General features: G+C 58.1%; 13 protein-coding genes, 1 tRNA gene and 6 pseudogenes. 11 read left to right on the forward strand and 9 right to left on the reverse strand.

Going from position 1 to position 20,469, the window contains the following annotated elements; genetic code table 11:
* Positions 1–222: pseudogene (gene groEL / locus Q3C01_RS27920) on the forward strand (chaperonin GroEL); the annotation flags it as partial.
* Positions 223–427: 205 nt separating this feature from the next.
* Here the strand turns inward: groEL and Q3C01_RS27925 are convergent.
* The 4 genes and pseudogenes from Q3C01_RS27925 to Q3C01_RS27940 form a co-directional block, all read right to left on the reverse strand.
* Positions 428–880 carry an AAA-type ATPase lid domain-containing protein gene (locus Q3C01_RS27925; protein WP_458148509.1) on the reverse strand — a complete coding sequence of 151 codons (453 nt, stop codon included), beginning with the start codon at positions 878–880 and terminating at the stop codon, positions 428–430.
* The gene (locus Q3C01_RS27930) at positions 880–1,461 is read right to left on the reverse strand and encodes a sigma-54 factor interaction domain-containing protein (protein WP_458148510.1); all 582 of its coding nucleotides are present in this window, start codon (positions 1,459–1,461) and stop codon (positions 880–882) included. The genes Q3C01_RS27925 and Q3C01_RS27930 overlap by 1 nt, the downstream gene beginning before the upstream one ends.
* Before the next feature lie 169 nt (positions 1,462–1,630).
* A pseudogene (locus Q3C01_RS27935) lies at positions 1,631–2,020 on the reverse strand (XylR N-terminal domain-containing protein); the annotation flags it as partial.
* Positions 2,011–2,196, reverse strand: coding sequence for a hypothetical protein (locus Q3C01_RS27940; RefSeq protein ID WP_458148511.1), 186 nt, complete (start codon positions 2,194–2,196; stop codon positions 2,011–2,013). The pseudogene Q3C01_RS27935 and the gene Q3C01_RS27940, both read right to left, overlap by 10 nt.
* Before the next feature lie 401 nt (positions 2,197–2,597).
* Between Q3C01_RS27940 and Q3C01_RS27945 the strand changes: the two are divergent.
* A pseudogene (locus tag Q3C01_RS27945) lies at positions 2,598–3,233 on the forward strand (aldehyde dehydrogenase family protein); the annotation flags it as partial.
* Positions 3,234–3,292: 59 nt separating this feature from the next.
* Here the strand turns inward: Q3C01_RS27945 and Q3C01_RS27950 are convergent.
* Both Q3C01_RS27950 and Q3C01_RS27955 read right to left on the reverse strand, forming a co-directional pair.
* Positions 3,293–3,412, reverse strand: a pseudogene (locus Q3C01_RS27950) (hypothetical protein); the annotation flags it as partial.
* A pseudogene (locus Q3C01_RS27955) lies at positions 3,411–3,641 on the reverse strand (aldehyde dehydrogenase family protein); the annotation flags it as partial. The pseudogenes Q3C01_RS27955 and Q3C01_RS27950, both read right to left, overlap by 2 nt.
* On the opposite strand from Q3C01_RS27955, the pseudogene Q3C01_RS27960 reads away from it, so the two are divergent.
* From Q3C01_RS27960 to Q3C01_RS27970, 3 genes and pseudogenes are all read left to right on the forward strand, one after another.
* Positions 3,576–3,836 (forward strand): annotated as a pseudogene (locus Q3C01_RS27960) (alpha/beta hydrolase); the annotation flags it as partial. The pseudogenes Q3C01_RS27955 and Q3C01_RS27960 sit on opposite strands and share 66 nt — an antisense overlap.
* A 665-nt stretch (positions 3,837–4,501) precedes the next feature.
* Positions 4,502–6,121 carry an SEC-C metal-binding domain-containing protein gene (locus Q3C01_RS27965; protein ID WP_458148512.1) on the forward strand — a complete coding sequence of 540 codons (1,620 nt, stop codon included), beginning with the start codon at positions 4,502–4,504 and terminating at the stop codon, positions 6,119–6,121.
* Between the two features lie 98 nt (positions 6,122–6,219).
* Positions 6,220–7,770, forward strand: a complete 1,551-nt coding sequence (locus Q3C01_RS27970; protein WP_458148513.1) for a hypothetical protein — start codon at positions 6,220–6,222, stop codon at positions 7,768–7,770.
* A 35-nt stretch (positions 7,771–7,805) separates the two neighbouring features.
* Here the strand turns inward: Q3C01_RS27970 and Q3C01_RS27975 are convergent, their stop codons facing one another.
* Positions 7,806–13,016 (reverse strand): hypothetical protein, encoded by a 5,211-nt coding sequence (locus Q3C01_RS27975; RefSeq protein WP_458148514.1) that lies wholly within the window; start codon positions 13,014–13,016, stop codon positions 7,806–7,808.
* A gap of 243 nt (positions 13,017–13,259) precedes the next feature.
* On the opposite strand from Q3C01_RS27975, the gene Q3C01_RS27980 reads away from it, so the two are divergent.
* The 5 genes from Q3C01_RS27980 to Q3C01_RS28000 are packed head-to-tail and all read left to right on the forward strand — an operon-like array spanning position 13,260 to position 18,537.
* Positions 13,260–14,429 carry a type II toxin-antitoxin system HipA family toxin gene (locus tag Q3C01_RS27980; RefSeq protein ID WP_458148515.1) on the forward strand — a complete coding sequence of 390 codons (1,170 nt, stop codon included), beginning with the start codon at positions 13,260–13,262 and terminating at the stop codon, positions 14,427–14,429.
* Entirely contained in the window at positions 14,405–15,427 is a 1,023-nt protein-coding gene (locus tag Q3C01_RS27985) for a helix-turn-helix domain-containing protein (protein ID WP_458148516.1), read from the forward strand. The genes Q3C01_RS27980 and Q3C01_RS27985 overlap by 25 nt, the downstream gene beginning before the upstream one ends.
* A gap of 28 nt (positions 15,428–15,455) precedes the next feature.
* Positions 15,456–15,968: a hypothetical protein gene (locus Q3C01_RS27990; protein ID WP_458148517.1), complete on the forward strand. Its 513-nt coding sequence runs from the start codon at positions 15,456–15,458 to the stop codon at positions 15,966–15,968.
* Between the two features lie 27 nt (positions 15,969–15,995).
* Positions 15,996–17,528, forward strand: a complete 1,533-nt coding sequence (locus Q3C01_RS27995) for an ApeA N-terminal domain 1-containing protein (RefSeq protein ID WP_458148518.1) — start codon at positions 15,996–15,998, stop codon at positions 17,526–17,528.
* A gap of 16 nt (positions 17,529–17,544) precedes the next feature.
* On the forward strand, positions 17,545–18,537 hold the full coding sequence (locus Q3C01_RS28000) for a restriction endonuclease (RefSeq protein ID WP_458148519.1): 993 nt from the start codon (positions 17,545–17,547) through the stop codon (positions 18,535–18,537).
* A gap of 27 nt (positions 18,538–18,564) precedes the next feature.
* Here the strand turns inward: Q3C01_RS28000 and Q3C01_RS28005 are convergent, their stop codons facing one another.
* A complete protein-coding gene (locus Q3C01_RS28005; protein ID WP_458148520.1) occupies positions 18,565–19,176 on the reverse strand; it encodes a hypothetical protein in 612 nt (203 codons plus the stop codon).
* 171 nt (positions 19,177–19,347) lie between these two features.
* Between Q3C01_RS28005 and Q3C01_RS28010 the strand changes: the two genes are divergently transcribed.
* Positions 19,348–19,423 (forward strand) — tRNA-Met (locus tag Q3C01_RS28010).
* A 541-nt stretch (positions 19,424–19,964) separates the two neighbouring features.
* Here the strand turns inward: Q3C01_RS28010 and Q3C01_RS28015 are convergent.
* Positions 19,965–20,291 carry a hypothetical protein gene (locus Q3C01_RS28015; protein ID WP_458148521.1) on the reverse strand — a complete coding sequence of 109 codons (327 nt, stop codon included), beginning with the start codon at positions 20,289–20,291 and terminating at the stop codon, positions 19,965–19,967.
* Positions 20,292–20,469: the final 178 nt, after the last annotated feature.

Consider the following 20,469-nt stretch of genomic DNA (forward strand, 5'->3'; position numbering starts at 1 on the left):
TACGGCTTCGACTCGCAGACCGGCGAGTACGGCAACCTCGTCACCAAGGGCATCATCGACCCGACCAAGGTCGTGCGAACTGCGGTCCAGAACGCCTCCTCCGTGGCGGCGCTGCTGATCACAACCGAAGCCATGGTCGCCGAGTTGCCGAAGAAGGCCGCTCCAGGCCCCGCCATGCCCCCGGGCGGCGGCATGGGCGGCATGGGAGGGATGGACTTCTGATCCAGCCGCGTCACGCCGAACAAGAAAATGCGAACCCCGGCAGCAATTGCCGGGGTTTTCTATTTGCGGCGCGCTCACATGCGTCGCTTTGGCTGGCCGCGAGCGACGAAATTTCTCCGAATATTCGAGAACATCCCCGCCTGCATCTTACGGAATGCGGCTCAGTAGACGTCATCGGCAAAGCCGGGAGGAGAATGACCTGTCGTCATGTTCTTAGGCCAAGACGGCGAAGTCTATAGTCGAGCTTTGGTCTACTGATCTTCAAAAGGCGCGCGGCGGCCGACACGTTGCGGTCCGCCTGGGCCAGTGCCGAGCGATAGGCGGCGATCTCCATCTCTGCAAACGACTTATCTGGCAACGATGCGCCTCTGCTGAGTGAGGCGGTGCTCTTGTCTTCAATTAACGGCGCGTGTCCGAGCCGCCCTTCACTGGTGAGCTGGATCGAGAACGGCGGAAGCAGCTCTGAGCCGCTGAACAGATGACCGATATCTATGGTGCTGCCGTCATCTGCATAGACGACACCGCGCTCTATCAGGTTCTGCAACTCGCGAATATTGCCGGGATAATCGTATTTGAGCAGTGCGTCGGTGGCACGACGGCTGAAGCCCATAAGGTGCCGGCCGTGCCGCGCGCAATAGATGCCGAGAAAATGCGCCATCAGGAGTGGGATGTCGTCGCGCCGCTCCCGCAGCGGCGGGATAGCAATCGGGAATACGCAGAGCCGGAAATAGAGATCCTGCCGGAAGCGGCGGCCGCGACCTCGACGGTCAGATCGACGTTGGATGCCGCCACCACACGGACGTCGAGTGAGATGGTTTTCGTGCCACCGACGCGTTCGACCTTACGCTCCTGCAGCGCCCGCAGCACTTTACCCTGCGCCGAATAGGTCACTGAAGCGATCTCGTCGAGAAACAACGTCCCGCCGGAGGCGCGTTCGAAATAGCCCGCACGCGAGGCGATGGCGCCGGTGTAGGCGCCTTTTTCCACGCCGAACAGTTCGGATTCGACCAGCTGCTCGGGGATCGCCGCGCAGTTGATCGCGACGAAAGGACCCGTACTGCGTCGACTCATCGCGTGCAACTGGCTGGAGAACAGCTCCTTGCCGACGCCGGATTCGCCGACGAACAGCACGGTGGCGTCGGTCGCGGCGACGCGCTCGAGCTGGCGGCGGGTGCGGATGAACAGTCGACACGCCGACCGCGACGTTGTTGTTGTCGAGTGCGGGGGCGGGGCTTTCATCGGCTGCAACCGGAACGTTGCCGACCGTATGCACTGAGCGGCTCTTCCATTCCAACCCAAAATAGTTGCGCTCAGGGGCATCGTCGCCCCAGGCATCCGCATGCTGACCAACGATGATGCAGCGGGATGCTCCCATGCCGGCGCATTCGATCTCTCGGAAGATTACCGGACTGCCGAAAAGCTTGGTGGTGTAGCCCGATGGATAGCCCACCTGCATCCAGCAAACCGGCTCGGTTGCGAGGCCGTAGCTTGCGACATGTTCGGCCGCTTCAGATGAATCGTCCCAATAAAACTCGCCGAAATAAACGCCCTTGTCGCGATCGAACTCGAAATGCCGCGTGGTGACCTTGACGAAACCCTCCAGCGTGTGAACGCGCGGTCCTGCGGCGAGCGCGTGAGTGAGATCCTCATTAGGAAAGCGCCTTTGTATCAGGGCCGCATCCCGTGTGCCCTGCATATAGCCAACACGCATGAACAGCGCCTTGGCGGTTTCGATGCCGAATGCGTCGATGATCTCCGTACGCAGGCGACCGAGCACCTGAGACTGCATCAGCACCATGCGCTGTCGTTAAGCCAGATGCGGCCGTCGCCGAGCGCGAAATGCAGCGACTCAGCAAGATCGTTGAATGTCGGAGCCGCGCCATTGTCGAGCTCGCTACTGGCGCCGCGTGTGAGAATGCGGGCGGCTCGGCGGGACGCTTCCGCCAGTGAAATCCGAGAGTCACGCTCCGCCATCTGCGCCTCGATTTTTCATGAAATGGTGAAATGTCTGGTGAAATGACTTTCATTATTTCACGAAAGCCGGACGATGGAAGGCTTATGACGTAGAGCGCGTAGATATTTGTCACCGTTCTGATAAGCACCTGTTTTATCGTGATTAATTTCAGAAATTGCTAGGCGGTCCTGGGGCGCAGGTATGGGCTGGCATCGGTCTTGCTGACTGCTGAGGCGTCGTGGGAGGAAGCGATGCAAGAAGACCGACCAACGGTCTCGACCATGTGTGCGGCACGCGTCACGGCCGCGCGGCGCGCAATGGCCGTCTTGCCCCTCTTTCTCCCCCGCACGGCAAGCCGCGGTCGCAACGACCGCACAGTCAATCGATCCGCACGATGCGGAGGGAGAATCTTTCGATGAACATGCAGGCTCGCGATTTCATTGCCGTCGAGCGTTGGCGCGGCAAGGCGTTTCTCGGCGAATGGTGCGCAACCGACGGCGGCGTGATGGAGATCAGCGAGGCGGCGACGCGCACCGTGCTCGGTTCGGTCGGCATCGCCGATCCGAAAGACATTGCCAACGCCGCACGCGAGGCGCGCCAGGCCCAGCCCGCATGGGCTTTGAGACTGCCGCAGGAGCGTGCAGCGATCCTCAACAAGGCGGCCAATCTGCTTGAGCAGAATGGCGAGGAGCTAATCGGTTGGATCATGCGCGAGAGCGGTTCAATCCAGCCCAAGGCTGCGATCGAGATCGAGCACGGAGCGGCCTTCGTGCGCCATGCAGCGGCGATCGCGATCGAGCCCAACGGGATTATGTTGCCGTCGATGGAGCCGGGGCGGTCGAACACCGCAAAGCGTGTACCCCATAGGGTAGTCGGCGTGATCTCGCCGTTCAACTTCCCGCTGGTGCTCTCCATACGCGCCATTGCCGCGGCGCTCGCAGTCGGCAACGCCGTGGTGCATAAGCCCGATCCCCGCACCGCGGTGTCCGGCGGCATCATCATCGCTCGCATTTTCGAAGAGGCGAGCCTGCCCAAGGGCGTGCTGCAAGTGCTGCCGGGTGGCGCGGCCGACGGATCGCCCACCGGCAGATGCTGCGCCTTCTCGGCGACCTTGCTCGCCAATGCCTCGACAACGCTCGCATGGGCAAGCACGAGACCGGTTGACATGCAGATCTGCCCCTTGATGCAGGAACGCGCCCCAGGCTGCGTTGGATGCTGCGACATCGATGTTCGCATCGTCGAGCACGATCAGCGAATTCTTGCCGCCGAGCTCGAGCTGCACCTTTTTGAGATGGCGCCCGGCGACCTCACCCACCTTGCTGCCGCCTTCTGCCGAGCCGGCGGGCGAGGCGATGTGCGCTGATCCCAACATTGCGATGATCTCCTTCACCGTCAGGCGCCGACATCGCCCTATCTCGCGCCGTTGAACGGCGAGCTGTCGAAGTTGCCCCCGACCTTGATTCATGTCGGATCGTGGGAACTGCTGCGCGACGACAGCATGCAACTCGCTGATCGGCTACATCAGGCAGGTGTCTCCGCCGAGCTGAAGATCTGGGACGGCATGTGCCACTCCTGGCAGCTGTTTGCGCCGATGCTTGACGAAGGCATGGCCTCTATCGAAGAAGCAGCAGTCTTCGCGCGCGAGCGCCTATCGCATTGATCCTTCAGGTGTTCGTTGCAGGTTCACAGCCGGCGGAGCATCTGCCTCAAATCGCGACTTGAACCGAATTGCGGTATTGGTGCTTGCGTCGCACGCGAGATGTCGGGCTTCATCAAGCTGGTCAACCGTTTGGTCAAGGAAAGCGGCAATTGCCAAGTTCACTATGCTAGAATTAAGACACAGCTCGCGCACCGATACGGGCCGCCATGATCGTGCAGCTGCAGCACGCGAACCCGCTCGATCCCCTCAAGGGCCGTGCTGCTTGGCCGTCTTCGCGAGCATCATGCGGCGGGGACAGTTCTGATATGGCTGCAGTGTCGGGGAGCGCTTCCGCCTTCATTCCGACCTTCCGTCTCATAACCTGAAGGTCATAGGTTCAAATCCTATCCCCGCAACCAAGATTTCAAAATGAAATCAACGAATTAGCCCGCCTCTGGCGGGCTTTTTCATATCCTACAAATCATTCGCAATCCGTTCGAACGAAAACCATTATTTTGCAATGAGTTAGAAGAATTCCGGCTTGGATTCCCAAGCTCTCCCAAGAATTCCACGGCACAAAACTGGCACAAAACGGCACAAAAATTTGTGCACCAAACCTGAATTGTTCATGCCGCCGATCGGCACGTGGATACGAGCCGACTTCGTTCGGTGTAAGCTGATACATCGTGAAAACTGGGCGCAATCAAACCTGCCCGTGTGGCAGCGGACTGAAATTCAAAAAATGCTGCGGAAGCTATGCCGCTGGCAACCAAGCGCCCGCGTCGGACCGTACGGCAGACATCCGACGTGCTTTCGAACAGCAAAGAGCAGCCGAAAGAATTCGCGAACAGCAACAGGGTTTCGGCCGTCCGATCGTTGCCTTCAAGGCCAACGATCAGCAGCTCGTTGCGGTTGGAATGACGCTGTATCATTCGCCAACCTGGAAAACATTTCCTGATTTTCTCGCCGATTATATCAAGCAGGTTCTGGACCCCGCATGGGGCAATGCCGAGTTGGCAAAACCCTTTGCCGAGCGTCACCCTCTTATCCAGTGGTACGACACCTGCTGTCGCTATCAGCAGAGCATGATCAAAAAGGCGGGTGAGCCCACCGCCATGACCGTCACCGGCGTCGTCGCCAGTTACCTCGGGCTTGCCTACAGTCTTTACCTCATCAAACACAATGTCGAGCTGCAGGAGCGTCTTGTTCAACGGCTCAAGATCGTCGAACAGTTTCAGGGCGCCTACTACGAGTTGGTGGTGGCAAACATCCTGATCCGTGCGGGCTTTGAGCTGACCCTGGAAGACGAGACCGACGGGAAGACCAAGCACTGCGAGTACGCCGCCGTATCAAAGCGCACGGGAAAGAAATATTGGGTCGAGGCAAAAATGCGCTCGGTCGCGGGCTTGCTGGGTAAAACGCAGCGCGATGGAACAAAGGATATGAATCCACTGAATCGCCTGATCCCCCAGCTTAATGATGCGCTCGCGAAACCGGCGGCGGATGAGCGCCTCATTTTCATCGATCTCAATACCGAACAGATCATCGATGCTGCCGGCAAGCCACCGTGGATTGAGAATGCCGCCAGGCGACTTGAGCAATATGAAAAGCGAGAACTGGCGCCGGGCGTGACCGCCTATGTGTTTGTGACGAACTTTGCGTTTCATCGCTTCCTGAATGATCAAATGCCTCTTGCAGCTTTCCCCTTCGGTCTTGGCTTGCCCGATCTAAACCGACCGGGCATGCGTCGCGTATCCGAGGCGTACCGACTGAAGCAAAAATATATCGACATGCACCATATTGGTGAGGCGATCCTGTCCTATGGTCGTTTCCCGACCACGTTCGACGGCAGTCTGCCATCCGAGGCACTTCAGGGTCGATCACGTGCCATCATCGGCGAGACATACTGCTTTGGTGATCCAGCGAAAGGCGGCATCATCGGAAGAGTTACAAGCGCGTGCGTCAATGAGGATGCCAGTGAAGCCTGCTATGCCATCGTCGATACGAACGGCAACTCCTCGCTTGTCAAAGAGTCGATGTCATCCGACGAATTGGCCGACTATCGCGCGCACAGGGACTCGTATTTTGGAAGAGTTAGGCCAGTGGCGCGGAAGACCGAAGATCCATTTGAGCTATTCGAGTGCTTTGTGGAGAGCCATAGCTCCATCACGCGTGAGCAATTGCTTAGCAATCTCGCGGGCTCTCCTGACATCGCAGAACTTCGTGCCTTAAGCCGTGATGACCTGCTTTACGAATACTGCGAGCGGATGGTGGCCAGTGCGATGGCCCTGCCGAAGGCGTCTTAGCGGCCTTTATCCTGCCCGGAGGGTCTGGGGGCTGAACTCGCAGGTTTCATAATTGACCGGCTTGAGAGCAATGATCTAAGCCATAGTAGGCTCTCACGATGTCAGATTCAGATTTAGATCGTCACTTCCAAGCGGTCTGGAACCGCGCATGCAATGCATCGTCGCATGGCACGGTGACGCCCGAGCTGATTCAACTTTGGGCTACGGAACGCGGCCTCGACGTGACAAGCGTGGAAGAGCGCGAGGTCGGGGTTTTCGCAAGGACTCCCGCCGTTGTGCTTACGGTCGGCGATGTCAAGGCATGCTTCCCGAAGATCCAACCAACCGGCGATCCGAACTGGGAAGCCCGGCGGCAAGCCGCCGAAGCAAAGGCTACGTTGTGGGAGAAAGTGGAGTGGTTCTCTCCCTTTTGGATTCCAAGGGACAAGACGGAGAAAATTCTTGGTGACGCAAGACTCCGATCGCGAGAGCAGGCCATCCAGCTCTTCAATTATCATACATCGACTTTGTACACCTTGTCTTTCCAGGCCGTCTGCATTGCGCAGATCTTGCCGAGTGCGCGGAGCCTGCAAGATGTCCGTGCCTTAGCGCGTGAGGCGTATCTCGCCTTCTATAGTGGCTATCGTGCCGCGAGTATTTCCGCGCTCATTCCGGCCATCGAAGGAGGTTTAACGCGGATCGTTTCCGGCTCGGAAAGCGAGCTGCCCATAGGCGTCAAGATCGATCGCGTCATCGATCGTTGCATTGAAAATGCGGCTCGACTTCACTATGAACGAATGTGGGTACCTCAGGATTATCTGACCAAGGATTACCTGCTTGGTCAGGACGAGCGCATCTTCGCGTTTGAAACTTTCCGACGTTGGCTGCAGAAATCGTTCTTTCAGAAGACGGGCGAGTATGACGGTCTAACGTGGCTCAATCGGCACATGTTCGCGCACGGAACCCACTCCGACTGGCAGGAATCAGGAAACTTCAGCCGTTTGGTCGTGGCCTTGGCAACACTGGCCTTGATTGAATCCTGGTACGACGAGACGCACGTCGTGTCGCTGTTCTTCCCCGAGATGAATGAGGACAGCACGCTGCTGTGGCAACAAGCCTTGTTCCAAGCCAATGCGCAGATGAGCCTCAAGCTGATCGAGCAGCGGCGCTATCAGAAACATGGACGGCTTGTGCCGGAAATGCCGACGGACGATGGTGCCCTTCTGCGAAAGGCACTCTTGTCTGAGGAATGTATCAAAGACCTTGTTCGTCCGTTGCGGGACGCTGGATGGATGGTCGAAGTTGGCGAACCAGATGAAAGCGGCCTTTATGTAAAAGTAGTGGCAAAGGCAGGTGGGCAGCAGTTTACCGTGGCTCTGCTGCACTATTGCGCGACGGAAAACAGCATTTATCGCAAGCTGGCCGAAACCTGCTTCGCAATTCTGTATCGCGGAGCGCCGTACAAGCAGCAGCAGTTTGCCTCCGGAATTAATGTCCACGTCGGTCCAGTCGCGGGGTGGCTGCCGCCGATCGCCCCCAATCGAAAATCGACTTGGCGGTCGCATCCAACATGGAGGCGCCTCCGACGACGGGTCACACGGGGCACGGATTTCATGAAGTCCGCTTGGAAAGCCTGGCGGAGCCGTGGCAAGGGCGCGTTTGGCAGTTGATAGAAGTGGGCTTCGTCACCCAGCAGCCCAGCTAGCTAGCCGGCTTTGCGGCCGCCATCGGGATTGGTGATCTTTTCCTCGACGATGCGTGCTTGGGCGACGCCCGACTGGACCAAGATATCGAGTGAGTTGAACAACTCATCGGCCCGGTCAACCAGGACAGCATGCGACGTGGCATCGTTAGCGAGGGTATGATCGAGCCAGGCGCACACGCGGTTGCCAATGTTCTTTTCTGCCCAGAAATTTCGGTCGACGCCGTACGCCGAGCACCAGGCCGTCATGACCTGAACCACGAATGGAATGAGCGCCCTGTCATGCGACGATTCGACCAAATTCAAGAACAGGCTCGCCAGATAGCCTGACGTCGGAGCTCCAACCACGAGGTCCGTCAGCGTTGCTATGGTCGCCTGCAAGCCCGGCCAATTGACGGGAATTGTCGGACGTCCCGTGTTAGCCCAGCGCGACGGCTGATAGAACATCGCATTCAAAGCGTCGCCGGCATGAGTTTCGCTGGTAAATCCTTTCTCGCGGCCCAGACGCCGATAGTTCCGGGCGCGTTTGATGCGGGACGCGAGCAATTCACGGACACTGGCGGGATTTTCAGGCTCTCGGGTATCCGTTGCGACCGTCGCGCTATCATACCCGCGAAGGAATGATGCCATTACGTCATGAAAGGCTTCGTCGTTGAAGCTCTCGATGCGATTTAAGAACAGGTCTACGGCTTGCGCGTGCGGCAGCGCGACACTCAACACCCCGATAAAATTGAAAAACGCGATGTTCCAAGTGTCGGGTCGATGGTCGCGCTCGCGCACGTCTTCGCCATGCGGGCCGTTCGCCGCGTCGGTCCAAGTCATCAAGTGGACGGCCAAATCCTTAACCCAGACAGGCACGTCGGTGATCGCGAAACGGATAAGATGATGCGCAAGCTTGGCGATCGCGTCTTCATCGACGTAATGACTTGGTAGCTCCTCGCCGTCATCGTCGTCTTCAATATGTTCATCGTTGCCTAGGCGAATGCCCCGACGCGGCGCCGTCCGCCACGATGCCAGCTCGGGCCATGACGGTTCCGTGCCTTCTCCGTCAAGCCAGCGCCGTTCGATAGCGATCGCGGCATCGATTGCGTCGCGGTGAAGGCGGTCATTCTCCTTCTGTCGCTCAAGACCTAGAACGCGGCGCTGATGGACCGCGCTGACCATGACGATGCGGATGATCGACCGCGGAATTCGATCGTTAACTTCACCAAGACGCAACAGAGTTTGAGCCAGCGCTTCCAGCACCGCAGGGTGTTCGTACCCAGCCAGCTCCAAGATCATATCGCGCGTCGTCGTGTCGCGATCTCTCAGGAAGAGAGAAATGATGCCGAGCGCGGCACAGGCCGTAGCGTTATATTCGATCTGATCGTTGCCACGATATTCGCGATCGTTTTGTGCCGATGCTGTCAGCAAGATTGGCCGTGCCCAGGTCAGGGCATCCTCGCGATCCGCGGCCTCGTAGTCGCGTGCCACCAGCGCAGCGGTCATCACTACCGCTCGCCGATTCCATTCCGCGTCGTAGTTGTCGTCGTCCTCGTCTGACTTCGGTTCGACTTCCAGAGGCTGCGCCTTTGCCCACGCGAGGGCTTCCTGGACGAGAGCCGGCGTGGATTTGTCAGGCTCAATAAGAGCCGACTGAATCCGAAGGCGGATATTCATCCGTTGAAGGCCAGCGTTTGCTCGCGAAGCTTGGTCTTCTCGCTTCTGCTGCTCCTCGGGAATTTCCTTGAACTGGTAGACTTCGACTTCTGCGCCGTCCGGCAACGTCCGCGTCACGGCCTCCCAATTGTCAGCCTCCATCATGCGAAGGGCGCGGGTGACCGTCAGGTGAAGCTCTTCGATCCGATTTGCACGCTCGTCGTCCTGACCACTGAGATCATCACGCGATTGTTCCATGGCCGCTCGGAGAAGCCCAAGGGTGCTGGCATCTTCGCGGAAGACGTAACGTCCAATCATGTCGGCCAGGCGCGTCCGTCGAGACGGTTGCGCATCGAGATCCACGCGAACGGCAGCCTGCATCTGCTGACCTCGCACACGAGGAAAGCGATTGACGCCAGAGATGTCGTGCCGGAAGCGATCCTCATCCAATTGAAGCAATCGAGGGTTTGCTGCCAAGGGCCAAGCTACATCAGCAGTCGCTTGCCAATGCGAGAGAGCGAGGTCAACCGCGACGCTGAGAAACGCAACGCTTGAGCCATTAGGACCAAGGATATCCTCGAGGACTTCCATAAACGGGCGTCCAGCCTCGATCTCGAGGTGGCCCCAGGCCTCAAGTGCTCTCAGTGCCGTTGCCGCGATCAGCGAGGGACCGGAGGCCCGCGCCCAGCGATAGACGGTTAGATCGCCTTCGAATCTCTTCGCTTTGCCCGGAAATGGGACATCGATTTGCGGAAACGGCCTTCGTTGTGCTTGATATTGCGCGCGCCGCCAATCCGTCGCGTGCTCGACGAGCCCGCGAACAAGCCGCAATCCGTCCTCGCGCGAGGCCTTCAAAACCGTGAGGAACGGACCGCCATCGGCTGGCGTATCCAGGAAGACATGCTCGTGAATCTCGAACGGACCGTAGTCGCGGCGCCGCCTATAGTAGCGGTCTGGATCATCTTTCTCGATCAACGTTCCCAGCACAAAATCCGCGTATGGCCCAGGTGCGGCTTCAGGCATGGTTCCGGGTGACTTGAGCAGGGTTTCCTGATCATGATGGTTGATCGGTCCCGCGTTGATGCCTGACAGATATCGTGCCGCGGCGGACGGGTTCAGGTTCGCAAAGGTGAACACGATCATTCGGATTTCGCTACGCACGTCATCCGCGTGATCAATGTTAAGGGATGGCGGAACTTCGCTGATGTCCCGATAGACGCGATGCCTCAATCGGGATTCGATAAGCGCGAGCCAGCAAAAAAGAACATCGACGATCTGGGCGTTGATGGGGTGGTTGTGACCTTGCGTCACGATCAACCATGCCTGAGACACCTTCACGGCATCCGGAATGATTTCGGGCGGCAACGACTTCGCCGATATCGCGAGCCAAAGCACGAGCGAAACCCAGGCCGGGCCTTTCGGTGCGATCAAGTCGCCCGCTCCGCCTGGAATGGATATGTCCGGCCTCACGCGCGCGATCAACGCGGCGAGCGGCTCAGACTCGACCGCGATCATTAGCCGGATGACTTCCCGCAGACGATGTCCGCCAGCTTCCAGCAGAACGGGTGTCAGGGTCAAAAAGTAGGTCAGGGCATCTTCCGAGCGCGGAAGCGCCAGCAAGATCGGCCGCTTCCAGCTTCCATGGCATCCTTCGCGCTCGGTGATCGCAAGCAATGCCAGCCAGCGTTGCCCGGTCGGATCATCAGCCAACCCAAGCCTCGCCGCGATCTCAAGGCCGCGTCCCAAAATGGTCGGCAGTGGCCGGTCCATCGGTACCGCCGCCAACAGGCCGGCATCTTCGTGGATCTGAAAGCCGATCGTCCAATCACGAAGCACATCGTGGCGGAACGTTATGCTTGCGCCTCGGATTTCCTCGCGCAGACTTTCGAGACGCAACAATTCGGCGACGGTCGCGGAATCGAGTTCATCGACCTTGAACGTCACCTGCGAGGGATTCGTGATCGCTTGCGCGCCGATTGCACGCAGCAGCCTCAAGCGCGCAAATCTCCGGTCGTCCTCAGATCGTCCGCCGCCGTAACGCCACCACAGGCGCGCGAGATCGAGTTCGGTCGCGATGCCGGCGTCCTGTCCGACACCAAGCTCGATCAGGCGCGACAGATAGAAGAGGTTTTCAGCAATTCCCTTTGCCGGATGGCCGTCGGCCAAAATCAGAGCAAGTGCTTTGTTCTGCGCGGACAGCTCGACTTTTTCTTCATCCGACAAGGCTCCGACCACCAAAGTGCCGATGCCCGCCGTTCGTACGCGCGCGGGAAGTTTGGTTTTCCAGTCATCACTTTCGACGCCGCAGGTTGCGACGACGCGCCAGCCCTGACTCCGGGCCGCTTGCGACAGCAGATCGGTGACGGTGGCCCACTCGCCCGGATCGTCGATCTGGTCGATGTTGTCGACGAACAGTACCGCTCCGCCACCCGTCCCAAGCTCATTGAACAGGTCCGCCTGCGAGCCGGCCCAGCCGATCGTGTGAGCCATCACAGCCCAACCGCCTGGAACAATCCTGCCGCGGCGCAAGGCCAGGATGCAGCCTTCCGCTTGCAGACGTACAGCGAGATGCTTCATGACCGCGGATTTGCCGACACCCGGCCGGCCTTGAATCAGTACCGTAGGATGCTGGTGGATGGCGTCGTACGCCCCATCAATCAGTGTGTTCCGCGCGAGGCGTACACCACCAACGGCTTCGTCGATTTCATCGAGGGCGTGTTCGGCGGCTTCCGCGAGGCGCTCATAGACGGGGCGCAGATAGGCATGCGGTGTGAGCCGAACACCATGCTGCTGTTCCAAGAGCGTGGCGATTGCAGGCCGATCCGTTGTTCCGGCCGCGCGAGCGCTGGCGCCGACATAATCAATGAGAACCGGCCAAAGATCGTTGACGCGGTCGGTTTGGTCGGCGCTAAGCATCCAGCGCAAATTCTCGCGCGCGCGATGTTCGTAATCCGAGCCTGCCGACTCAAAATCAAAAACCAGAATCTGGAAGCGACGAAGCAGCCGCCAAACCGTCTCGTCGTCTGTCGGCGCCTCGGCCAGCCCGAGGTTGGTACGAAAGACTTCGACGAAACTGCGCATGTCGTTCGATGCGAAGGACGGCCGGTTGATATGCGCGGCGAAGGTCGCGCCGTCGGGTAACTGGCGAGCCCAATGCAGGACTTCCTGGCAGGCTTGCTCGATACGCGTTGTCGTTCGCGCGATCGCCGCTGCCAGTTCGTACCGGCTTGCCACGAAATCGGGCTTCTGCGCCGCTTCCCAGATTTGTCCGACGACGTCTCGAAATTCGGTGTCGGAGGCGGTGAAGGTGAGGGTGCGCTTGACCTGGATCTCCAGCGTGGCTGGAGAGCCATCGCGATTGACCGCTTTAATGACCACATCGTCGAGAGGATGGTCCGCGACCCTTTGCTGAAAGGCGACGCTTCGGACGGCGGCTCCGGGCAGGCCACGGGGCTCGCCTCCCGACAGCAGCGGCAGAACGTAGAACGCACCAACCTTGGCCTCAAACTGAGGCCCAGCACCGCCCGTCGCTGCGGGGGCCGCGACTTGGGCTGGTTGATACGTTTCATTAGCCATGCGGCATTCTGTTCCGTATTTGTTCGATTTTCAACGCTTCTTCTAGTATTGTCCCCTTCGGCCAGGTTCATGTCTAAGCAAGTACTTGAAAAATAAGCGAGTTCTGAGAAACTATAGCTTCTTAATCGAGCCTTAATTCGCTTAAGGTAACCTATACCTTATCTATAGGTAGAAAATCTCAAAAAAGGAAGCTATATTTTAGTTCCATGGCCAAAATTTCTCTGAAATCAGAAAGGTTTTAGCATGACCGTGAGAAGCGCAGAAATCCTGTTCAAGGACGAGGTGGCCGGAACCCTTGAGGAAACCGCCACCGGAGGCTCGCGCTTTACCTATAACGCAGACTGGACCACCGAAGTCGGCTGCTGCTTTCCCGTCAGTCGGCGCGAGCACGAATGGAAGCAGGGTCTGCACCCCTTTTTTCAACATCTCGGCCCCGAAGGCTGGCTTCGCGACAAGCAGGCCCACGTTGCCCATCTTCAGGAGCAAGATGACTTCGGGCTGCTGTTACGCTTTGGTGCCGACTGTATCGGCGCCGTCAGCGTGCGCGGCAAGGACGACGCTGCGCAGAACCTTCCACCGGTGAAGGAAGTCACGGCCAGCCCCGGCCGAACAATCTCCGGCGTGCAGCGCAAATTGCTTGTCATAAAGGAGGGCGATCATTTCGCCCCAGCGGCCGCAACCGGTCCGGCGCCTTATATCGCAAAATTCAATTCCGAGCGGCTCGACAGCCTGGTCCGCAATGAAGCCCTAAGTTTGCGATGGGCTGCCGCTCTACTAGGCGCCGATGAGGTAAATACCTTCACGCAAGGGCAAGTTTCCAAACTCAACGAAGTTGGCCTTGTCGTCACGCGCTTCGACCGAACGTCGGACAATCAAAAGATTAGGCTTGAGGATTTCGCGCAGATACTCGTTAAGCCCCGAGGCGCCGACTTCGGCGGAAAGTACGACGCTTCGTACGAAGAGGTCGCCGCAGCTCTCAAAAAGCATTCCGTTCGCCCCGACATTGACCTCCTTAAGTTCTTCCGGCGCGTGATCGTTTTTGTCCTGGTTGGCAATTGCGACGCTCACTTGAAGAATTTCTCGTTGCTAGAAACGGAGCAAGGTCTTCGCCTATCGCCTGCCTACGACATCCTGAATACCGCCTTCTATGATGGCTACGATCAAAACATCGCGCTTTCGATCGATGGCAAGAAGCCCAATCTTGATGAAGTTGCGTGGCCCCTGCTGTCCTCATTCGGCAAAAGTATCGGGCTCTCCCAAGCGGCCGTCGATCAGACTCGCACTGATCTAAAGGCGCGCGTCAAGAAAGCCGCTTCCATTATCGAGCCTCCGCAAGGTGAGCCGCCGGACGGGTTCGTTCATCGTTATTCTGACATCGTGAGGGGCGCATGCCTGCGAATCCTGGAAGAGTAGAGCAGCTCAATTGGAAATCGGTCGTCGCGGAAGCGATCAGGCGCCGAAGGGCCGAAAAGCTGACACAAAAAGAGCACGCCGCACTTGCGGGCGTTTCCATTCCAACGATGGTCGCCTTCGATCGTGGCGAGGAGACGCTCACGCTTGCCAAGGTGTTCGACATTTTGCGCGTCGTGGGTCTCGTCTTTGAGCGCGATTCCAATAGCGTTCAAGGAGCGTTCGTATCGGAGGCATTCGCGCGATGGCGCGAACTGACCAAGAAGCTTCCTGACGATTCACCGGGGCGCTTTCCCGGTGGTTCGTACCAATTTGACTATGCGCTCGAAGGCGACCTTCCAACTTTCGAGCTGCATAAATTCAGAGACCTGCTGGAAAGGGCCGTCGTTCGGCACACGGGTTGGCCTCTGTTCCTGTTTCTTACCCGGCACGAACTGGCACCCTACGAAAAAGATGGCACGATTGAATGTTGGCTTAAGCCGACGGATGAGACGGGAGCGAACCGTCCCCTGGGCGATCCCGCCCATTGCGATTTCTGGCGCGTTGCGCCGACAGGTCGCGCCTTTCTCATGCGAGGCTACCAGGAGGATTCGCAAGATACGTTCGCACCGGCAACGATCTTTGACACGACTCTTCCGGTCTGGCGCATGGGCGAATTGCTGCTGCATGCAGCCGAACTCGCAGCGCTCATGAAACGCGACACCACGGATATAAAGGTCCGCATGCGTGCGCACTACATGGGCCTGACGGGGCGCGTCCTCCGGAATTGGGGTAACCCATCCAGCGACTTGATGTTTGAGGGTGGAGCGGCGCGAAGTGACGAAGCCCTGCTCGAAACCACTGTTTCGGTGGAAGACATCAAGGACAAATTGGCCGACGTGCTCCATCCACTCGTCGCTTCATTGTTTGAACGATTTGGCGTAAGCGGGCTGACCGTTGAGCGCGTTCGGGCGGAAGTGGAGCGCCTCACGTCGAATTCATTCCACTCCGTAAGGAGCTAAATAGCCGCCGACGAGGTTGGAGATCGATATGCTCAAAGACGGTCGCAATCTTCTTTCGCCAGATCCCTACTACGCCGGCTCGGCCGGCTTTGTCGGCAGCACGCTTGACGCCCTGCATGGCGATATGAGCGGCCTAGCGCTGCCTGACTACGTTCCCGAATCCGTTCGAGGCTGTCACGATGGTATTCGCAACGCCTATATCTACTCATACTTCGCCTACGATCTCCTGACGCTCGCCGCCGCCCAGACATTCCCCTGCCTTGAGTTGGCGTTGCGCCTGCGCATCGGCCGTCAGTTCGCGGGACGTACGACGCGCAAAGGAAAGCCCATGCGGCCTGCGATGCTTGGTGAGTTACTTGAGGCGGCCAATGCGCAAGGCTTGATTGCCGCCGATGTCCGTTCGATCACGATGATACGCAACATGTTCGCCCACGGCAGCGACACCGTCCTGAACGCTCCCATGTTCCTTCAGCCCTTTCGTTACGTCACGGCCATGATTGCCGAGCTTTTTGATCCGGCAAAAGCCTCGCATGTTCCGTAGACGCGCCGCCATGAGGATTCGCCCCGTATGACCGAAGCTGATCCAAAGACAAATATCCTCGGCCATTTCGAAATTCAGGGCGTCGACCATGCCGGCGGCCTGAAACTCGATGGGATGGCCACCGAACTGCAAATCTACTCTGAAGATTTTTTCCATCTCAAAGACGAAGAGATGGATTGCGTGCGAGGTGTATCGAACGAAGGTGTCAGTATCTCAGCACTTCACTGCGTCCCGCTCACGCTTTCGGGTAGCGCCACCTATCACGGTAAGCATCGGCACTATATCACGTTGCGTCCCAATTTCGTGACGCTCGGTCCTCGTCACCTTGAGCCAGCCGAGTGCGTGCTTACCTCGATTACATTTGGCTTTTCGGACGCGAATAATCTTTTTTACGATTGGGGAACGTTCGGAAGTATTTTTGAAGATCGCAAGCTGTCGTTTGGACAAGGTAGGGAACTCCTTCGTAAGATTAAGGAGAAGCCGCGCCATCGAAGACGTGGAGGCTGGCTGCGGCTCTACTACCACTGGGATCGAGGCCCCATCGTCGAAACAAATTGTGCGTTCGGTAAGATCAGCGTTTGGAATGCGACGTCGGGAAAATTTCCATCACCCAATGGCATCGAGTTGCGCAACAAAGTGCGTGTCACCTTGGAATTCGGGGCGCCCGTTGATCTCGACGCTGCCTTGAAGGCCATGTATCAAATGGTCTCACTCTTCGAATTGACGGCGCAAGTTCAGCAAGACATCGAAGAGATTAGTTTGCGGCATGCTCATGCTGAGGATCGTGAGGCCTCACTTTCGTTGCATGTCATGCATGCCGAGCACCGCAAGGCCGAGACGCTGCATCCGACGGACGCGCTTCTCAATGGCGGTCTGCAAGAGGACGAGTTCGCCAGGGTTCTCGCGCGGTGGATGGATACGACGGGTAGCCGCGATCCCGCTCGGCAACGCTTCATCGGAGGCTTCCGGCGAGGTTCTAACTACACCACGGATCGTTTGGTCGGCGCTGCGAATGCTTTCGATCTGCTGCCGTCGGATGATTTCATGAAAAAGGTGTCAGCCGAAATAACGAGCCTTGTCGATCAGCTCATAGGACAGGTGCGGTCCGCCGCTAAGGCAAGCGCGACGATCAACGAGAGCAAGGAGATGTTCTTAAATAATCTCGGTCGCATCGGCGACCTCAATCTACGTAGTAAAGTGTTGCAGCGCTGGTCCACAGTGCCCCCGTCTATTTCTTCAAAGCTTGCCGGTATGCCTGAGGCAATTGCTCACAGCGTACAGGCGCGAAATTTCTTCGTGCACGGCAGCGAAATCAAAACATCCAAGGAGGCTGCCTACGAGCTTGCGCCCTTCTTTACCGACACGCTTGAGTTTGTATTTGGCATATCCGAACTTTGCACCTGCGGATGGAATGCCGACCGGTGGGCGACCGAAAGCTACAGTTGGAGCCGCTTCAAGTGGTACATAAGCAATTTTTCTCAGAATATGGAACGGCTCAGCGGGGCGGTTGCTGAGTTTCGGGCGAATGCGAGTGAGGGAGGGGCAGGACGTGACGGCTAAGCGGAAGGGAGACCTCTTGGAAGATCTCGTCGCGATGATGCACGAGGTGCCGGGAGTTGTCGTCGAGAAACGGAAGAAGCTGCCCGTCTTGCATAGCAAGAACGGGCGCCGCCGCGAAATCGACGTTCTGATTACATCCAGCGTGGCGGGCTATCCGGTACGCCTTGGTATGGGATGTAAGAACGAGGCCAAGGCTCTCGACACCGCTGCCGTAGATGGCTTCATCCGCATTCTTGAAGAAGTCGGCATTCCTGTGCAGCAAGGCATACTTATCAGCGCCAACGGATATACGGCTGACGCGCAGGATGCGGCGAAGTCGCGGGGCATCAAGACGCTTGTCTTCGAAGGCCTAAGCGCGGACCGTCTCAAGCAAGAAATCAGTGCGGCGATGCAGTCCACGGTCTTCGTGCTGATAACCCAAACGGCTATCACCGTGCTGCCTTATGTCGAGGAACGCTTTGATGACAATCCACAGTTCGTCAATGCAACCTTAGACCTGCTCGATGAGCCATCCGGCCCGCAGTTACTTTCGTGCATCGCCTGGCTTTGGATGAACGGCGCGATCCCCCTGATCATTGGCCAGCATATCATCAGTCTGAAGTCGGCGCGGGAGGAGGCGACATGGCATGTCATGGCCACGACGACCGCGACCGGTTTGATTGCGTCCCTGCCAGGCACCTTCAGCCAGAGCGTTCTGCGCGATGCCGAGGCCGGGCAAGTCGAGCGCCTGCACATTTCCGCGAAGTTCGAAGAGATCAAGGGCCCGCTGACACTCCAGCCGGTTACTTCTGAGGAAACCTTGTCGGCCATCGCTTACAAGGAGCCGATGTCGCTGGTAACGCGGGTACGCGTCCCGCGGCTGGTGACCGACTTCGGCTACTGGCCTCCCTCCGAGGCGGCAATGCAGAAAGCGAAGGCCCTGTTCGACGCGGGCAAGCCGGTAGCTTTCGAAGACATCGAGACTTCAAATCTCGCGGATGCATGGCCGTTCGGGCAGCGTCGCAAATGACATTTTGTGGGGCATGCGACATCATGTTCAATATTTTTCGAAACTCGGGTTGCAATCTCGGCTGGCAAATTCCCCAAGCACTGAGCGAGCTGTGCGCAGCGCCTTGAGGGCTAGGGGGGTCGCTATCTCCTTCAGCGGAATCTCTTCTCTAGAGAGTTTAATGGCGAGACGCAGAAGAACGGCCATCGCCTCGCGAACGAGATCGAGCGTGGGTTCGTCGGCCCAGAAGTCTCCAAATTCGCGCTTGCGTATCTCGCCATGCCATCTGGAGTTCCTCGCATACACCAGTGTACTACCGAGCGTCATGGCCACGCCGTGCGCGATGTTGTGCCTGATCGTGAAGCCGTCGCGTGCTGACTTGCACCACCCTTCGAGCAGGGCCTTTTCGTCTCCCGGTACCAGGTCGGCTGCAAAACGTTCAAGCATTGAGATCAAATCGGTGATTACTCGTGCATCTGTTTCGGGTTTGACGCCTCTCGGATCGATGCGTCGGAGCCGCCAGAGCGCGCGCTCCAAATTATATTCGATGCTGCCAGCAAAGGTGATGATGGCGGCGAGCTTCTGGCCAATCGACGGACTTAGGCCGAGTCGTTGCTGAATGATGTCCGCCCTGCCGTATTCTTTCATTGCATCTAACATCGGAGGTGCTCCTTCGGCGAAGCTGCACGATATCGCGCGGCAGCAGTCGAGGGCTGGCGGGCCCGCTGCTAGGCGATACGACGAATGTAGCTTTGTCGGGCATTACTTTAGGTGGAAATAAGTCTCTTACCAGAGGCCTCTCCGTCGAGCATACCGTTCACTCATTCAGGTCGCGGGATGGAGCAGCCTGGTAGCTCGCAAGGCTCATTACCTTGAGGTCGCTGGTTCAAATCTGCTCCCGTAACCAACAATCCGAAATAGCGCGTTCGAAAGCTCTATCGCAGTCACCCTACAAGACATTCCCTGTCTCTTCGAATGCTCTCCCAGGTCGCAATGGTAAATTCGCGGGGGCTATTGCCCGTCAGGAGAGCGCCTATGTGGGAGCCGTTAACAGCAACGGGTGAGCGTATATACGGTCCCACCGCTGACCAGCGCGTCGAAGCGGAACGGGCGCAGGCCTGGGCCCATTACGCCAATGGGGGAGGCGGCGAGATCTCTTATTTCGACGGCTACAGATGGTATGAAATGGCCTGCCGGCACATAGCCGAGGACGAGGAACGCAGGCGCGAACAGTCGCGCTAGGCGCTGTACGGCCCCAACGCTTTCGCTCGCGGGAGTGGGAACAATGGGCTTCGTTCAGTTTCCGCCCGCGGTTGCCTTCGACCTCGCTTCGATCCGCTTCAAGGGTTTCCTGCCCTGCTCAAGGATGCTGGCCCTTTTCTGGCCCTTGCGTTCGAGCCTTCTCAAGGCCGCTCGCCGTAGCTCACGCCGTTACAAAGGTGCGAAGCTTAGATATCGCTGTTGTGCTCGAAATTGTCCTCGCCGGCCGCGCGTCCATGCCGTCTCCGGGAGCGATATTCCCTCGGTGGCAAGACGCGTATCTCCTGTGAAGCAATGAAATCCAGTAACACCGACTTGCGTACGCAAAGGATCGCGCCGAGCCTGAAAAACGGAAGCTGGCTGTTCTCCGCAAGATAATAGACCTTGCGACGATTGCGGCCGCGCTCGCGATCGCTCGTACCGCAAAAGAGGAAATCGGCAATCGCTTCCGCTCCTTCAAGTATGTCATCCGCGAGGTGAACATGGTTCTTCTGAGGCGCGGCGTTTGACTGCATATATCCTCCCAGCTGTTTGAGATATCCCTCGCGGTCGCGAAGGCCTTCAGAGATGGGAGCGATCGCTTCTACCTCGCTGGCGGGACTTTTCGTCGCCTGCCAAAAATAGGTAACCCCCTCATTCTTTACGCTCCCTCGGCCAATGAAAGCGCCGAACGAGCAGCCTCATTGTCTTTTT

The sequence above is a fragment of the Bradyrhizobium sp. UFLA05-109 genome (assembly GCF_054185165.1).

What these genes read in the sequence shown, in the direction of transcription:
- Q3C01_RS27925 (WP_458148509.1), bottom strand. Translation starts at nt 880, where the DNA reads ATGGCGCATTTTCTCGGCATCTATTGCGCGCGGCACGGCCGGCACCTT.
- Q3C01_RS27930 (WP_458148510.1), bottom strand. Translation starts at nt 1,461, where the DNA reads ATGAAAGCCCCGCCCCCGCACTCGACAACAACAACGTCGCGGTCGGCG.
- Q3C01_RS27940 (WP_458148511.1), bottom strand. Translation starts at nt 2,196, where the DNA reads ATGGCGGAGCGTGACTCTCGGATTTCACTGGCGGAAGCGTCCCGCCGA.
- Q3C01_RS27970 (WP_458148513.1), top strand. Translation starts at nt 6,220, where the DNA reads ATGTCAGATTCAGATTTAGATCGTCACTTCCAAGCGGTCTGGAACCGC.
- Q3C01_RS27975 (WP_458148514.1), bottom strand. Translation starts at nt 13,016, where the DNA reads ATGGCTAATGAAACGTATCAACCAGCCCAAGTCGCGGCCCCCGCAGCG.
- Q3C01_RS27980 (WP_458148515.1), top strand. Translation starts at nt 13,260, where the DNA reads ATGACCGTGAGAAGCGCAGAAATCCTGTTCAAGGACGAGGTGGCCGGA.
- Q3C01_RS27985 (WP_458148516.1), top strand. Translation starts at nt 14,405, where the DNA reads ATGCCTGCGAATCCTGGAAGAGTAGAGCAGCTCAATTGGAAATCGGTC.
- Q3C01_RS27990 (WP_458148517.1), top strand. Translation starts at nt 15,456, where the DNA reads ATGCTCAAAGACGGTCGCAATCTTCTTTCGCCAGATCCCTACTACGCC.
- Q3C01_RS27995 (WP_458148518.1), top strand. Translation starts at nt 15,996, where the DNA reads ATGACCGAAGCTGATCCAAAGACAAATATCCTCGGCCATTTCGAAATT.
- Q3C01_RS28005 (WP_458148520.1), bottom strand. Translation starts at nt 19,176, where the DNA reads ATGTTAGATGCAATGAAAGAATACGGCAGGGCGGACATCATTCAGCAA.
- Q3C01_RS28015 (WP_458148521.1), bottom strand. Translation starts at nt 20,291, where the DNA reads ATGCAGTCAAACGCCGCGCCTCAGAAGAACCATGTTCACCTCGCGGAT.